This window comes from Modestobacter italicus (assembly GCF_000306785.1).
In the GTDB taxonomy this organism is placed as follows: Bacteria; Actinomycetota; Actinomycetes; order Mycobacteriales; family Geodermatophilaceae; genus Modestobacter; species Modestobacter italicus.
In genome coordinates this window covers 572,297-587,094 of sequence record NC_017955.1, presented here as the reverse complement: position 1 = coordinate 587,094, position 14,798 = coordinate 572,297, and the positions used below count along the sequence as shown (strand labels likewise).

Below are 14,798 nucleotides of genomic sequence, written 5' to 3'. Positions count from 1 at the left end.
GCTCTTCGGCTGTTCTCCGCAAGCCCACGGCCATCCGTACGGCAGCAGTCACCATGGGACTGCTGACCACGGCAGGGGCGTTCGCGCCGGCCGCCCTGGCCGAGGAGACCGCTGCCCCGACCGACACCGCCGCCCCGACGACGGCGCCGGAGACCACGTCCCCCACGCCGACCACGGTCCTGACGCCTGAGCCGACCGCCACCGCCACGGACGCCCCGGCCACCGCTACGACCGAGTCCCCCGCGACGAGCGCGCCCACGACGACCGCCCCGGCCGTCCCGGCGGCGCCGACGACCTCGGCGGACGCGCAGCCGGCCGTCACGCTGCCCGGTGCCGACTACGGCACCGGCAAGCTCTACCCGCAGCTGGAGGCCCCGGAGGGCTCGGGCATCGACTCCGAGGAGATCGACCCGACCGGCGCCCAGGTGAAGCTGACGTACAGCACGCTGAGCGGTGCTCCCTCGACGGCGGAGGGCACCTGCACCTTCGACTACTACGCCTGCGTCTTCCCGAGCAGCTCGACCGTCCCGAAGTCGCCCTTCAACCCGGGCCTGGCCAACATCCCCGCGAACTCGGTCTACACCCTCACCCTCGTCAAGGGTCCCGACTCCGGCCAGGTGCTGCTGCTCCCGGGCGCCACCGTGAGCACCCAGGCCCACAGCAGCGCCGGCACCGGATCGATCGACCCCATCTTCGGCAGCGACGACCTGTTCGGCTCGGTGTACGTACCGCTGGTCGCCCCGCACGGCTACCGGCAGATCGGGATCTCCGGCGGCCCGGCCGGCGAGGAGTTCCGCCTCTGCACGGTCGCCGACTGGGACTGCGTCTCCGAGGACGACGGTGACACCGACGGCGACCTGATCACCCTGGCGAGCGTCGACGAGGACTCTTTCGCGACGGTGACCACCGACGGCTCCGGGAACGCGACCTTCGACGGCATCTACCAGCCGGGCACCTACACGCTGTTCGCGTCCAGCGCGCCGACCACGCCGCTGACCCTCGAGGTCGGGATCGCCACCTCGCTGGCCGAGCGCGACACGGCCGTCCGCCTGCAGCTGGGCGCGCCGGTCACCCAGCCGACCACGCCGGCCGCCCCCGCCCCCACGGTCACCACCCCGGCGACGAAGTCCGTCGCCGCCGCCTCGCTGGCCGCCGGCAAGCAGCAGACGATCAGCATCGGCGGGTTCCTGCCCGGCGAGATGGTGAGCGGCGTGCTGCACTCCACGCCGGTCGACCTCGGCACGGTGCAGGCCGACGCGAACGGCGTCGCGACCTTCACCTTCACCGTCCCCGCGGGCTTCGAGGCCGGCACCCACACGGTCGAGATGCAGGGCCTGACCAGCGGCATCACCGCTGAGGCGACGTTCACGGTGACCGAGGCCGCGACCACCTCGGGCGGCCTGGCCTACACCGGCACCGACGTCCTGCCGCTGATCGCCGTCGGTGGTGGCCTGCTGGCCGCCGGCGCCGCAGCCGTCACCGTCGCCGCCCGGCGTCGCTCCGCCTGAGCGGGGTCGTCGATGCCCAGCGGCCTGGAGTCGCTCTGGCGCGCTCACCACCAGGCCCCCGGTGAACCGGGGTACGTGGTGGTGGCCGTGGCCAGCGCGGAGTTCGCCGACGGGACGGTGGTCCAGCTCCCGCCGCCGGTCCGCCGTCCCACCGGCTGGGTCGCCGAGGTGCACCTGCCCGGCCCCGGCCAGGCGCCCTCCCGGGTGCTGATCGCCGACGCGGCGGTCCCGGGGGCGCCGGTGCTCTGGTACGTCGTCCTCCCGGCCCCCGGTACGGCGTCGGAGGTCGACCTGGTCGCCTTCTCCACGCCGGACCGGGCCGAGGGCGACGTGCTGGACGAGGCCGGCCTCCAGGCCCTGGGCATCGACTGGAGCAACCAGGTGGGGGCCATGCGGTGGGACGCCGCGACCGGCCTGGTCCGCCAGGTCTACGTCGCCCCGGCGTTCCGCCGGCTCGGCGTGGCCACCAAGGTCGGCTGGGCGGTGGCCTGCGTGGCCGCCGGCCGCGGCTGGCCGGCGCTGCAGGCCGACGGCCAGCGGACCGACCTGGGCGAGGCGTGGGTCGCCGGCCGCCGCGACGGCTGGCGCACCCACGTGCCCGAGCGGACCGGCTGGTCACCCCCGATGACCCGGCCCGAGGACACCACCGGCGTCCCCCGGCGGAACCTGGAACCCGACCCCACGTGACCTGACCGACCCGACCCCCGTACCGCCGCCCGGCGGTGCGGGGGTCGCGTCGTTCAGGCGAGGCGGGTGACCTCCACGGTGACCTTCGAGCCCTCGCTCTTCGGCCCGGAGAAGATGCCCTTGAGCGGCGGCACGTCGGTGTAGTCCCGACCCCGGGCCAGCGTCACGTGCCGGGTGCCGATCTCGACGACGTTGGTCGGGTCGTAACCCGACCAGCCGCCGTCCCACCACTCCACCCAGGCGTGGCTCTCCCCCGTCACGGCCTGCCCGATCTGCGCCGACGGCTTGGGGTGCAGGTAGCCGGAGACGTAGCGGGCCGGCAGCCCGAGCGCGCGCAGCAGGCCGACCGAGACGTGCGAGATGTCCTGGCAGACCCCCTTGCCGGAGGTCCAGGCCTGCATCGCGTTGGTCTTCACGTTGGTCGAGCCGGTCAGGTACTCCATGTGCTCGTACACGAACCGGCAGACCAGGCGGCCGGCCTCCCGCGGGCCGGCGTCGCCGACGACCTCGCGGACGGCGGCCACCACCGGCTCGTCCATCGCGGTCAGCCGGGAGGGGCGCAGGAACTCACCGAACCGGTCCAGGACGTCGGGCTCGGCGAGCGCCGTCCAGTCGACCGGGTCGGGCAGGTGCGGCTCGGGCCCGGCCTCGACCACCGAGGTGGCCTTGACCACCAGCTCGGTGTGCGGGCCGTGGGTGTCGAAGGCGGTGACCGTCGAACCCCAGTAGTCGCGGTAGGCGTGCACGGTCGCGGTCGGCTCGATCTCCACCCGCGAGCGCAGCGTCGTCTGCCGGCTGCTGTTCTCCGGGGTCATCCGCGCCTCGTTGTAGGAGGAGCGGACCGGGCCGCCGTAGCGGAACTGGGTGCGGTGCACGACCTGGAGCCGCCAGCGGTCGCTGGGCACCCGGGCCGGGCCCTGGACCTGGGTCTGGTACTGGGACTGCGACTGGGGCACGCCCGTCACCCGACGCTCTCCGGCACCCAGATCTGGGGTGCCTGCTCGGTGAAGAACCGGCTGGTGACCGCCTCGCTGGCCAGCGAGCAGGTGCGCTGCAGCTCGTCGAGACGGGTGGGCAGCTTGGCCAGGATCTCGTCGGTCTGCATGAACTCCAGCATCGTCCGCGCCCGGCCGACGATCCGGTGCGCCTCGCCGGCGACGCCGACCCGGTGCCCCTCGCGCACGTTGGCCCGCTCCAGCTCGGCCAGGCAGCCCTCGGCCTGCTCCAGCGAGGCGAACACCGAGCGGGGGAACAGCCGGTCGAGCAGCAGGAACTCGGCGGCCCGGCTGGAGTTCACCGCGCCGCGGTAGGTGCGCAGGTAGGGCTCGTAGGCGCCGGTGGAGCGCAGCACCAGCGTCCAGGACGGCGCGGCGTCCCCGGCCAGCACGCGGGTGGACAGCATCCGGGCGGTCATGTCGACCCGCTCCAGAGAGCGGCCGAGGATGAGGAACAGCCAGCTCTCGTCGCGGCTCATCGTGGCGTCGGCCAGCCCGAACACCATCGCCGAGCGCTCCCGCACGAACCGGAACAGCGAGTGCGGGCCGTACCGGCGGGCCATGGTGCGCTGCTGCGGGAGGGCGTTGTGGGTGACGTTGAGCGACTCCCAGATCTCCGCCGAGAGCACCTCGCGTGCGCCGCGGGCGTTCTCCCGCGCCGCGGACAGCGCCCCGGTGATCGAGCTCGGGCTGGACCGGTCGAAGGCCAGCGTGGCCAGCACCCGCTCGGTGTCGGCCTCCTCCTCCGCGCACGGCGCACCCATCAGCGCCAGCAGGTTCGCGCAGGCCCGCCGCTCGTCGATCCACGGGTCCTCGACCAGCCGCTGGGTGTGCACGTCGAGGATGCGGGCGGTGTCGTCGGCCCGCTCCACGTACCGGCCGATCCAGAACAACGACTCCGCGATCCGGCTCAGCACGGGGCACCTCCCGTCGGCCCCGCCCAGAGGCTCGCCCCGAGCTCGCGAGGGGTGAGGAGGGCGGGGTCCTTCTGCTGCTGCTGCTGCTGGGACTGGGCGATCGCGTTGTCGTTGGCCGGGCCGGGGTCCTGGGCGGGCGGCTCGGCCGGCAGGTCGGCGGTGGTGAACTCGATCCGGGTGACGTCGTGCTCGGGCGCGGGCTCGGCGGCCGGCCGCGGCGGGGTGATCACCCAGGTGTCCTTGGACCCGCCGCCCTGGCTGGAGTTGACCACCAGCTCGCCCTCCGGCAGCGCCACCCGGGTCAGCCCGCCGGGCAGCACCCACACGTCGGAGCCGTCGTTGACCGCGAACGGCCGCAGGTCGACGTGCCGGGGGGCGATCCGGCCGTTGATCAGCGTCGGGGACGTCGACAGGCCGATCGGCTTCTGGGCGATCCAGTCCCGCGGCGCGGCGCGGACCTTGACCGCGAGCTCCTCCAGCGTGCGCTGGTCGGCGCGCGGGCCGATGACGATGCCCTTGCCACCCGAGCCGTCGACCGGCTTGAGCACCAGCTGGTCGAGCGAGGCCAGCACCCACTCCACGGTGTCCCGCTCGTCGAGCCGGTAGGTGTCGGCGTTCTGCAGGACGGGTTCCTCGGCCAGGTAGTAGCGGATCAGGTCCGGCACCCAGGTGTAGAGCAGCTTGTCGTCGGCGACGCCGTTGCCCACCGCGTTGGCGATGGTCACCCGGCCCGCGCGGGCGGCGTTCAGCACCCCGGCGCAGCCGATGACCGAGTCGGAGCGGAAGTGCACCGGGTCGAGGAACTCGTCGTCGATCCGGCGGTAGATGACGTCGACGCGCTGCTGGCCGTCCGTCGTCCGCATGCTGACCTGACCGCCCGAGCACACCAGGTCGCGCCCCTCGACCAGCTCGACGCCCATCTGGCGGGCCAGCAGCGCGTGCTCGAAGTAGGCGGAGTTGTAGACGCCCGGGGTCAGCAGGACGACGGTCGGGTCGGCGACCCCGGTCGGGGCGGAGGCCTTCAGCGCAGCCAGCAGCCGGCCCGGGTAGTCGCTGACCGGCTGCACCCGGTGGTCACCGAACAGCTCCGGGAGCACCTGGCTCATCGCGGCCCGGTTGGTGATCACGTAGCTCACCCCGGACGGCGAGCGGAGGTTGTCCTCCAGCACCCGGAAGTCGCCGGCCTCGTCGCGGACCAGGTCGATCCCGGAGACGTGCACGCGGACGCCGTTGGGCGGCACCAGGCCGTGCGCGGCGCGGTGGAAGTGCGCGCTGGTGGTGACGACGCTGCGCGGGACGACGCGGTCGGTGAACACCTGGCCGGCGCCGTAGACGTCGGCGAGGAACGCCTCCAGGGCGTGCACCCGCTGGGCCACCCCGCGCTCGATGAGCGACCACTCCTCGTGCCCGATCACCCGGGGCACGATGTCCAGCGGGAAGGGCTGCTCCTCGCCGGCGTGCGCGAAGGTCACCCCGGCGTCCCGGTAGGTCTGCGAGAGGACGTCGGCCCGGGCGGCCAGCTCCTCCCCCGACATCGGCTGCAGCGAGCTGTACAGACCGGTGTACGGCGGGCGGGGCTGGGCGGGGGCCTCGAACATCTCGTCCCACTGCTGCCCGAGGGGGTAGCCGTCGAAGAGGTCCGCCATGGTGGTGAACCTAGACAGACCGTGTGTCCCGCGCGTTTCGACGTTCAGGTGACGTGCTGGAACGGCCCCCTCGCAGGGGCCCGCCACGAGCTCGCGAGTGGTGGGGGGCGAGGGGGTCCTTCGTCCACTACGCGGAGGCGCGGCGGACCAGGTGGGTCTGGCAGATCCGGGACTCCGCCGGGCCGGCCACCCCGTCGATCTGGCGCATCAGCAGCTCGGTGAGCAGCGGGGTCATGTCCGCCAGCGGCTGGGCGACCGTGGTGAGCGGCGGGTCGGTGGTCTCGGCGACGGCGGCGTCGTCGAAGCCGACGACCGCGACGTCCTCGGGCACCCGCCGCCCGGCGGCCCGCAGCGCCCGGAGCGCACCGGCGGCCATCGGGTCCGAGGCCACGAACACCCCGTCCAGGTCGGGGGCACGGGCCAGCAGCTCCTCCATCGCCCGCCGCCCGCCGGCCTCGGTGAAGTCGCCCTCGGCGACCAGGGCCGGGTCCGGCTCGACGCCGGCGGCGGTCAGCGCCTGGCGCCAGCCGGCGTACCGGTCGACCCCTGCGATCATGTCCAGCGGGCCGGTGACCGTGGCGATCCGCCGTCGTCCGGTGCCGAGCAGGTGCTCGGTGGCGACCACCGCCCCACCGCTGTTGTCCGCGTCGACGTAGGCCACCTCCCGGCCGTCGAACGGGCGGCCGCACAGCACGAGCGGCACCCCGGCCACGGCGAGGATGTCCGGCAGCGGGTCCTGGCTGTGCAGCGACATGAGGATCACGCCGTCGACGTGCCCCTGCCGGGCGTACCGGCCGACCTTCTCCTGCTCGCGCTCGTCGCGGGCGGTCAGCAGCACCAGGTTGAGGTCGGTGTCGGCCAGCGTGGCCGACAGCCCGCGCACGATGCTGGCGAAGAACGGGTCGGAGAAGACCTGGGTGTTCGGCTCGTTGAGCACCAGCGCGATGGTGTCGGTGCGCCGGGTGACGAGACTGCGGGCCATCCGGTTGGGCACGTAGCGCAGCTCGGCGACCGCGGCCTGCACCGCCTCCCGCGCCTCGGGGCTCACCCGCGGGGAGTCGTTGATGACCCGGGACACCGTGGCCCGCGAGACGCCGGCGAGCACGGCGACCTCGTCCAGCGTCGGTGACGCAGGTCGTGTGCTCATGTCGGTCATGGCTCTCCCGGGGTTCGGATGGTGGCCACATGGTGCCCTGTGAGAGCGCTTTCCAACAGTCCCCAGGCGTTACCCAGCTGTTACTTGACAGCCTCCTGTGGCGCAGACCACTCTGTGCCGCACGGCCGTGAGAGCGTTCTCACGCCCCCGGCGAGCGGTGCACAGGAGCACTGTCCCGGGCCCGACCCAGGAGGTCCGATGTTCCATTCGATGAGGGGCAAGGCGACGCTCGGCGCCGCCCTGGCCGCCGTCCTGCTGACCGCCGGCTGCGGCGGCTCGGACGACAGCGCCGACGCGGCAGCTGCCAGCTACGACCCCGACGCTCCGGTCACCCTGACCGTCGGCACGTTCGGCACCATGGACTTCGACAACGCCGGGCTCTACGACGAGTACATGAAGCTCCACCCGAACGTCACCATCAAGCAGAACAACATCGCCCAGTCCGCGGCGTACTACAAGTCGCTGCAGACCCGGCTCGCCGCCGGGTCCGGCCTCGACGACATCCAGGCGCTGGAGATCGGCTTCATCGCCGACGTCGTGCAGAACCAGGCCGACGCCTTCGTCGACTTCGCCGCCGAGGACAACGGCGACGAGCTGAAGGCGAACTTCTACGACTGGAAGTGGGGCCAGGCCTCCACCGAGGACGGCAAGACCGTCGGTCTCGGCACCGACTCCGGTCCGCAGGCCATGTGCTACCGCAAGGACCTCTTCGGGCAGGCCGGGCTGCCCACCGACCGCGAGCAGGTCGGGCAGCTGTGGAGCAGCTGGGACCAGTACCTGGACGTCGCCCGGCAGTACAAGACGGCCACCGGCAAGCCGTTCGTCGACAGCCCGGCCAGCGTCTTCTCCTCCTCGGTCTACCAGGGCGACGAGGCCTACAACGACGAGGACGGCAACCCGATCCCGGAGGAGAGCACCGGGGTCAAGACCGCCTGGGGGCTGGCCAGCCAGGCCGCCTCGGAGGGGCTGACCGCCAACCTCAAGCAGTTCGGTGACGAGTGGAACGCGGCGTTCTCCAACGGCGCCTTCGCCACCATCGCCTGCCCGGCGTGGATGCTCGGCTACATCAACTCGCAGATGGGCGACGCCGGTACGGGCCTGTGGGACATCGCCCCGCTCCCCGGTGCCAGCGAGAGCGCCAGCAACTGGGGCGGCTCGTTCCTGAGCGTGCCGGCCGAGGGCAAGAACGTCGAGGCCGCCAAGGACCTGGCCGAGTGGCTGACCGCCCCCGAGCAGCAGATCACGCTGTTCACCGAGACGGCGCACTTCCCGTCCAGCCCGACGGCCGCCGAGGACCCCGCGGTCGTCGACGCCACCAACGCGTACTTCAGCGAGGCGCCGACCGGGCAGATCTTCGGGCAGGCCGCCGAGAACATCAAGCGGACGCCGATCGGCCCCTACGACACGCAGATCCAGGACGCGTTCACCACGGCGCTGACCGACGTCGCCGCCAACGGGACCGACCCCGACGAGGCGTTCGACAACGCGGTGAAGGCCGCCAACCAGGCGATCGGCGGCTGAGCCCCGGGCTCACCCGCACGCCGACCGGACGCGGTGCCCGGGAGCGTCCCCCGCTCCCGGGCACCTGCACCGGCCGCCCAGCCCCGGCCCGCTCCGGCCCCCGGGGACGTCCCCGGTCCGCCCGCCCCCGACCACCTCGAGGCCCCGCATGACCATCGCGAGCCAGAGCTCCCCCGAGGCGATGACCGCCTCGCCCCCGGCCGCCGCGCCGGCCACCCCCGACCGGACGCCGGCCCGCCGCCGGACGACCCTCACCCGCAACCGCTGGGGCTACGCCTACGTCGCCCCGTTCTTCCTGGTCTTCGGGGCCTTCAGCCTCTACCCGTTCGTCTACACCGCCTGGGTGTCGCTGCACCGCACCAGCCTGTCCGACATCGACGGCGGCACCTGGGTCGGCCTGGAGAACTACCGCAACCTGCTGCAGAGCGAGTTCTTCTGGAACGCGGCGCGCAACACCCTGACGATCGGCATCCTGGCCACCGTCCCCCAGCTGTGCCTGGCCCTGGGGCTGGCGCACCTGCTCAACTACAAGCTGCGGAACCGCACCTTCTTCCGCACCGTGATGCTGATGCCCTACGCCACCAGCATCGCCGCCGCGACCCTGGTGTTCGCCCAGCTCTTCGGCCGCGACTACGGCCTGATCAACACCCTGCTGGAGAGCGTCGGGCTGAACGGGATCGACTGGGAGGGCGGCACCTGGAGCAGCCAGATCGCCATCGCGGTGATCGTCACCTGGCGCTGGACCGGCTACAACGCGCTGATCTACCTGGCCGCGATGCAGTCCATCCCCGGCGAGCTCTACGAGGCGGCCGAGATCGACGGCGCCAGCCGGTGGAAGCAGTTCCTCAACGTCACGATCCCGTCGCTGCGCCCGACCATCCTGTTCACCATCGTGGTCTCGACGATCGGCGCGGTGCAGCTGTTCGGTGAGCCGCTGCTGTTCTCCGGCAACGGGACGACGTCCGGCGGCGCCTCCGGGCAGTACCAGACCCTCGGCCTGCTGATGTACCAGCAGGGCTGGAGCAACTTCCACATCGGTCAGGCGGCCACCACCGCCTGGGCGATGTTCATGATCATCCTGGTGATCGTGGGGGTCAACGCCCTCATCGGCCGCCTCCGCAGCCGAGCCGACCGGTAGGAGCCCGACATGGCGACCCTCGCACTCCCCGGCACCGAGACCACCGCGGTCCGCCCGGTCGACAAGCCCGAGCGCCGCGGCGGCAAGAGCGGCCGGGCCGGCAAGGCCGGCCCGGTCACCTACACCCTGCTGACCCTCACCGCGCTGGTGTCGATCTTCCCGCTGTACTGGACCGTCGTCGCGGGCTCGCACACCAACGCCGAGATCGCGGCCACCCCGCCGCCCTTCCTGCCGAACGCGAGCCTGTTCGACAACTTCCGGGCGGCGCTGGACCAGGCGCCGATCGGCAAGGCGATCCTGAACTCGGTGCTGGTCTCCGGCAGCATCACGATCGGCACGGTGCTGTTCTGCACGCTGGCCGGGTTCGCCTTCGCCAAGCTGCAGTTCCGCGGCAAGGGGCTGCTGCTGGCGCTGGTGATCGGCACGATGATGGTGCCCACCCAGCTCTCGGTGATCCCGTTGTTCATGATGATCGCCGACCTGCAGTGGGTGAACCAGCTGCAGGCGGTCGTCCTCCCGACGCTGGTCAGCGCCTTCGGCGTCTTCTTCATGCGGCAGTACCTCATCTCGGCGCTGCCGAACGAGCTGCTCGAGGCCGGCCGCGTCGACGGCGCGTCGACCTTCCGCATCTTCTGGTCGATCGTCGTCCCGGTGGCCCGGCCGGCCATGGCCGTGCTGGCCATGCTGACCTTCCTCACCGCCTGGAACGAGTTCTTCTGGCCGCTCATCGCGCTGACCAACGCCAACCCGACCGTGCAGGTCGCGCTGGCCGGGCTCGGCTCCGGCTACGTCCCGCAGCGCTCGGTGATCATGGCCGGCACCCTGCTGGGCACCCTGCCCGTCCTCATCGTCTTCACGATCCTGGGCAAGCAGATCGTCGGCGGCATCATGCAGGGCGCGGTGAAGGGATGACCCGCTGCGCAGGCTCGACCCCCCTCCCCTCCACCGCAACGAGAGGTGCCTGACCATGGCCACCGTGACCTTCGACCAGGCCACCCGGATCTACCCCAAGGCCGAGAAGCCGGCGGTCGACGCCCTGGACCTGGAGATCGCCGACGGCGAGTTCCTCGTCCTCGTCGGCCCCTCGGGCTGCGGCAAGTCCACCTCGCTGCGGATGCTCGCCGGGCTGGAGGAGGTGGACGCCGGCTCCGTGCTCATCGGTGACCGCGACGTCACCGACCGCCCGCCGAAGGACCGGGACATCGCCATGGTGTTCCAGAACTACGCCCTCTACCCGCACATGACCGTCGGGGAGAACATGGGCTTCGCGCTGAAGCTCGCCGGGGTGGACAAGGCCGAGCGGGCCCGCCGGGTCGCCGAGGCCGCGAAGATCCTCGACCTGTCCGACTACCTGGACCGCCGCCCCAAGGCGCTGTCCGGCGGCCAGCGCCAGCGGGTCGCGATGGGCCGGGCGATCGTGCGCTCGCCGCAGGTCTTCCTGATGGACGAGCCGCTGTCCAACCTCGACGCCAAGCTCCGCGTGCAGACCCGGACCCAGATCGCCGCACTGGTGAAGCGGCTGGGCACCACCACCGTGTACGTCACCCACGACCAGGTCGAGGCGATGACCATGGGCGACCGGGTGGCCGTGCTCAAGGACGGCGTCCTGCAGCAGTGCGACACCCCCGGTGCGCTCTACGACCGCCCGGCCAACGTGTTCGTCGCCGGCTTCATCGGCTCCCCGGCGATGAACCTGGTCACCGGCACCGCCGTCGAGGGCGGGGTCCGGGTCGGCGGCGCGGTGCTGCCCGTGCCGCGCGAGCAGCTCGCCCGCGCCGCGGCCGGCAACGGGCAGGTCACCGTCGGCTTCCGGCCCGAGGCCATGCACCTGGTCGGCCCCGGCCAGGGCGTGCCGGTGCTGGTGAACGTCGTGGAGCAGCTCGGCTCGGACGCGTTCCTGTACACGAAGCTGGCCGGCGAGGACACCGACGACGTCCTGCACCCCTCCGACGTCGTCATCCGCACCGAGCCCCGGTCCGCCCCGGCCATGGGCGAGAAGCTCTGGCTGGGTGTCCGCGAGGGCGCCCTGCACGTCTTCGACGCCGCCAGCCAGCAGCGCTTGGAGTAGCCCTCCTCCCCCTCCTGCGCACGGCCCGACCGGGCCGTGCCGGTCCCTCCTGCCCAGCCCACGCCCAGCACCAAGGAGCAACCCCCCTCATGACCTCCACCGACGTGCGCCCGGACACCGCCACCGGCCTGTCCTTCCCGCCCGGTTTCACCTTCGGCGCCGCCACCGCCAGCTACCAGATCGAGGGCGCGGTGGACGTCGACGGTCGCGGGCCCTCGATCTGGGACACCTTCAGCCACACCCCGGGCAGGACCCACCTGGGCCACACCGGCGACGTCGCCGTCGAGCACTACGTCCGGTACCCGCAGGACGTCGCGCTGATGAAGGACCTCGGTCTGGACGCCTACCGGTTCTCCGTCGCCTGGCCGCGGGTGCTCCCCACCGGCGCGGGCGCGGTCGAGCAGCGCGGGCTGGACTTCTACCGCCGGTTGACCGACGAGCTGCTCGAGGCGGGCATCGCCCCCTGGCTGACGCTGTACCACTGGGACCTGCCGCAGGCGCTGCAGGACCGCGGCGGGTGGGCCGACCGGGACACCGCGCTGCGCTTCGCCGACTACGCCGGGGTGGTTTACGACGCCCTCGGCGACCGGGTCCCGCACTGGTCGACGCTGAACGAGCCGATGTGCAGCTCGCTGCTCGGCTACATGGCCGGCCAGCACGCCCCCGGCCACCAGGACGCCGTCGAGGCCTCCCGCGCGGTGCACCACCTGCTGCTCGGGCACGGCCTGGCCACCCAGGTGCTGCGCGACAAGGGCGCGGACCACCTGGGCATCACGCTGAACTTCACGCCGATGTCGCCGGCCACCGACTCCCCCGCCGACGTCGACGCCGCCCGCCGCCTCGACGGGCAGCAGAACCGGATGTTCCTCGTCCCGATCGTCACCGGCGAGTACCCGGCCGACGTCGCCGCGGACCTGGCGGCGGCCGGCGCACCGCTGCCGATCGAGGACGGCGACCTGGAGGTCATCTCCACGCCGCTGGACTGGCTGGGGGTCAACTACTACTTCCGCTCCGTCGTGCAGGCCGTCGCCGAGCCCACCGGCAAGGCCAGCCCCTTCATCGGTGCCGAGCGGGTGCAGGACCTGGAGCCGGCGGGCCCGACCACCACCATGGGCTGGGGCATCAACCCCGAGGGCTTCACCGAGCTGCTCCTCCGGCTGCGCGACCTGGCGCCGGGCCTGCCGCTGTTCATCACCGAGAACGGCTCGGCCTGGCCGGACCAGGTCTCCGCGGACGGCGCGGTCCACGACCCGGAGCGGGTCGACTACCTGCTGCGCCACCTGGCCGCGATGACCGAGGCGATCGACGCCGGAGCCGACGTCCGGGGCTACTTCGCCTGGTCGCTGCTGGACAACTACGAGTGGGCCCGCGGCTACGACCAGCGCTTCGGCCTGGTGCACGTGGACTACGAGACCCAGGTGCGGACGCCGAAGGACAGCGCTCACGCCTACGCCGAGGTGCTCCGCCAGCACCGGGACGGCGTATGAGCCCCGCCGACCTGACCGGCCGCCGGGTGCTGCTGACCGGCGCCTCGCGCGGCGTCGGCCGGGCGGTCGCCCAACGGCTGGTCCGGGCCGGTGCGGACGTCGTCGGCACCGCCCGCGACGAGCAGCTGCTCGACGAGGTCGCCCGCGCCGCGACCGGCGGACCGGGCTCCTTCGTCCCGGTGGTCGCCGACCTGACCGACCCGGCGACCCCGGGGCGGCTGGCCGAGGTCGTCGACCAGCGGTGGGGCGCCCTCGACGTGCTCGTCAACAACGCCGGGGTGATGCTCGCCCGCGACGAGCGGTTCGAGGACGAGCCGGCCGGCACCCTCGAGGAGACCCTCGCGGTCAACCTGGTCGCCCCGCACCGGCTGGTGCTGGCCCTGCTCCCGGCGCTGCGGGCCGGCAAGGAGCCGCAGGTCGTGCACGTCAGCTCCGGCGCGGGTTCGGTCGCCGGCATGGCCGAACCCGGCATCGGCAGCTACCGGGTCAGCAAGTACGCGCTCAACGGGCTCGTGCTCATGCAGGCCGCGCAGCTGCACGGGGAGGTCGCGGTCAACGCCCTCGACCCGGGCTGGGTGCGCACCGGCCTGGGCGGCGAACAGGCGCCGGGCACGGTGGAGGAGAGCGCCTTCGGCGCGATGGCGCTGCTGGCCGAGCCGACCTCGGTGACCGGCCGGTTCTTCAAGGACGGCATCGAGATCCCCTTCTAGTGCTGGACGACGCCACCCGCGAGCGGGTGCTGACCGCCCTGCTGGTCGGTCAGCGCCACTCGTGGGAGCAGGGGGTGACGGCCGCCGTGCTCGAGCAGACGGGCAGGGCGGCCGCACTCCGCGTGCTGGTGGACGACGCGGTCGCCCGCCAGCTCCCCGACGGCCGGCTCGCCGAGCTGGACCCGGCCTGCGCGGTCAACAGCGCCGCGGTCGGGCTGTTCGTCGAGCGGCTGGCCGCCGGGGACCCCGGGCTCGCGGCCGCCGCCGCCCGGCAGCGGGCGTGGGTGCTGACCGGGGCACCGCGCGCCGCCGACGGCACGCTGTTCCACCTGCTCGGCAGCCGCGAGGTGTGGGCCGACACCGTGCACATGGTCGTGCCCTACCTGGCCTCCCTCGGGGAGGCCGCCGCCGCGGTCGCCCAGCTCGACGGGCACCGGGCGCGGCTGCGGGACCCGCGCACCGGTCTGTGGTCGGCCCGCTGGGACGAGGACTCCGGCACGCTGGCCGACGCCCGCGCCTGGGGCACCGGCAACGGCTGGGTGGCCGCCGGGCTGGCCCGGGCGGTGCGGGAGCTGCCCGGACGGGCGGGGACGGCGGCCGCCGCGGAGGTCCACGAGCTGCTGGACGCCTGCCTGCGGCTGCGCCGTCCCGACGGTCTCTTCGGCGACGTGCTCGACGAGCCGGCCCGCCCCGCGGACACCGACGTCGCCTCGATGCTGGCCTGGGCCGCGCTGCTCGGCGCCACCGAGGGCTGGCTGCCGGCCCGTTACGGCGAGGTCGGCGAGGACCTGCTCGGGTCGGTGGTCGGCTGCCTGGACGCGCTCGGCCGGGTCACCGGGGCCAGCGCGGCGCCGCACTTCGACCGGCCCGGCCACTCCCCCGAGGCCCAGGCGTTCCTGCTGCTCGCCGACTCGGCGCACCGGAGCTGGCGGGCCCGGTGACCGGCGCCGCGTGAGCGGGCAGGA

At 73.1% G+C, this 14,798-nt stretch carries 13 protein-coding genes; 9 read left to right on the top strand and 4 right to left on the bottom strand.

The features are described from left to right. The first annotated feature begins 53 nt into the window (after positions 1-53). Entirely contained in the window at positions 54-1,508 is a 1,455-nt protein-coding gene (locus MODMU_RS02805; protein WP_051143915.1) for a hypothetical protein, read from the top strand. 12 nt (positions 1,509-1,520) lie between these two features. After that, entirely contained in the window at positions 1,521-2,195 is a 675-nt protein-coding gene (locus tag MODMU_RS02800) for a hypothetical protein (protein WP_014738647.1), read from the top strand. 53 nt (positions 2,196-2,248) lie between these two features. On the opposite strand, the gene MODMU_RS02795 is transcribed toward MODMU_RS02800, so the two are convergent. The 4 genes from MODMU_RS02795 to MODMU_RS02780 all read right to left on the bottom strand — a co-directional run bounded on the left by MODMU_RS02795 (position 2,249) and on the right by MODMU_RS02780 (position 6,900). Continuing rightward, a complete protein-coding gene (locus MODMU_RS02795) occupies positions 2,249-3,151 on the bottom strand; it encodes a transglutaminase family protein (protein WP_197537378.1) in 903 nt (300 codons plus the stop codon). Positions 3,152-3,156: 5 nt separating this feature from the next. Beyond that, positions 3,157-4,107, bottom strand: coding sequence for an alpha-E domain-containing protein (locus tag MODMU_RS02790; protein ID WP_014738645.1), 951 nt, complete (start codon positions 4,105-4,107; stop codon positions 3,157-3,159). Further along, a complete protein-coding gene (locus tag MODMU_RS02785) occupies positions 4,101-5,753 on the bottom strand; it encodes a circularly permuted type 2 ATP-grasp protein (RefSeq protein ID WP_014738644.1) in 1,653 nt (550 codons plus the stop codon). The genes MODMU_RS02790 and MODMU_RS02785 overlap by 7 nt, the downstream gene beginning before the upstream one ends. A 127-nt stretch (positions 5,754-5,880) precedes the next feature. Continuing rightward, the gene (locus tag MODMU_RS02780) at positions 5,881-6,900 is read right to left on the bottom strand and encodes a LacI family DNA-binding transcriptional regulator (protein WP_231851752.1); all 1,020 of its coding nucleotides are present in this window, start codon (positions 6,898-6,900) and stop codon (positions 5,881-5,883) included. A 219-nt stretch (positions 6,901-7,119) separates the two neighbouring features. Between MODMU_RS02780 and MODMU_RS02775 the strand changes: the two genes are divergently transcribed. The 7 genes from MODMU_RS02775 to MODMU_RS02745 all read left to right on the top strand — a co-directional run bounded on the left by MODMU_RS02775 (position 7,120) and on the right by MODMU_RS02745 (position 14,774). Further along, entirely contained in the window at positions 7,120-8,430 is a 1,311-nt protein-coding gene (locus tag MODMU_RS02775) for an extracellular solute-binding protein (RefSeq protein WP_197537377.1), read from the top strand. A gap of 148 nt (positions 8,431-8,578) precedes the next feature. Beyond that, positions 8,579-9,568 carry a carbohydrate ABC transporter permease gene (locus MODMU_RS02770; RefSeq protein ID WP_014738641.1) on the top strand — a complete coding sequence of 330 codons (990 nt, stop codon included), beginning with the start codon at positions 8,579-8,581 and terminating at the stop codon, positions 9,566-9,568. 9 nt (positions 9,569-9,577) lie between these two features. Beyond that, positions 9,578-10,480: a carbohydrate ABC transporter permease gene (locus MODMU_RS02765; protein WP_014738640.1), complete on the top strand. Its 903-nt coding sequence runs from the start codon at positions 9,578-9,580 to the stop codon at positions 10,478-10,480. Positions 10,481-10,535: 55 nt separating this feature from the next. Continuing rightward, the gene (locus MODMU_RS02760) at positions 10,536-11,636 is read left to right on the top strand and encodes an ABC transporter ATP-binding protein (RefSeq protein ID WP_014738639.1); all 1,101 of its coding nucleotides are present in this window, start codon (positions 10,536-10,538) and stop codon (positions 11,634-11,636) included. Between the two features lie 89 nt (positions 11,637-11,725). Continuing rightward, entirely contained in the window at positions 11,726-13,123 is a 1,398-nt protein-coding gene (locus MODMU_RS02755; RefSeq protein WP_014738638.1) for a GH1 family beta-glucosidase, read from the top strand. Continuing rightward, entirely contained in the window at positions 13,120-13,833 is a 714-nt protein-coding gene (locus MODMU_RS02750) for an SDR family NAD(P)-dependent oxidoreductase (protein ID WP_014738637.1), read from the top strand. The genes MODMU_RS02755 and MODMU_RS02750 overlap by 4 nt, the downstream gene beginning before the upstream one ends. Further along, positions 13,833-14,774, top strand: a complete 942-nt coding sequence (locus tag MODMU_RS02745; protein WP_014738636.1) for a glycoside hydrolase family 88 protein — start codon at positions 13,833-13,835, stop codon at positions 14,772-14,774. Before MODMU_RS02750 ends, MODMU_RS02745 begins: the two co-directional genes overlap by 1 nt. The last annotated feature ends 24 nt before the right edge of the window (positions 14,775-14,798 follow it).

Bases quoted from the DNA above. Each gene is read 5' to 3' on its own strand.
- MODMU_RS02770 (WP_014738641.1), top strand. From the start codon at position 8,579: ATGACCATCGCGAGCCAGAGCTCCCCCGAGGCGATGACCGCCTCGCCC.
- MODMU_RS02755 (WP_014738638.1), top strand. From the start codon at position 11,726: ATGACCTCCACCGACGTGCGCCCGGACACCGCCACCGGCCTGTCCTTC.
- MODMU_RS02760 (WP_014738639.1), top strand. From the start codon at position 10,536: ATGGCCACCGTGACCTTCGACCAGGCCACCCGGATCTACCCCAAGGCC.
- MODMU_RS02805 (WP_051143915.1), top strand. From the start codon at position 54: ATGGGACTGCTGACCACGGCAGGGGCGTTCGCGCCGGCCGCCCTGGCC.
- MODMU_RS02750 (WP_014738637.1), top strand. From the start codon at position 13,120: ATGAGCCCCGCCGACCTGACCGGCCGCCGGGTGCTGCTGACCGGCGCC.
- MODMU_RS02800 (WP_014738647.1), top strand. From the start codon at position 1,521: ATGCCCAGCGGCCTGGAGTCGCTCTGGCGCGCTCACCACCAGGCCCCC.
- MODMU_RS02775 (WP_197537377.1), top strand. From the start codon at position 7,120: ATGAGGGGCAAGGCGACGCTCGGCGCCGCCCTGGCCGCCGTCCTGCTG.
- MODMU_RS02780 (WP_231851752.1), bottom strand. From the start codon at position 6,900: ATGAGCACACGACCTGCGTCACCGACGCTGGACGAGGTCGCCGTGCTC.
- MODMU_RS02785 (WP_014738644.1), bottom strand. From the start codon at position 5,753: ATGGCGGACCTCTTCGACGGCTACCCCCTCGGGCAGCAGTGGGACGAG.
- MODMU_RS02765 (WP_014738640.1), top strand. From the start codon at position 9,578: ATGGCGACCCTCGCACTCCCCGGCACCGAGACCACCGCGGTCCGCCCG.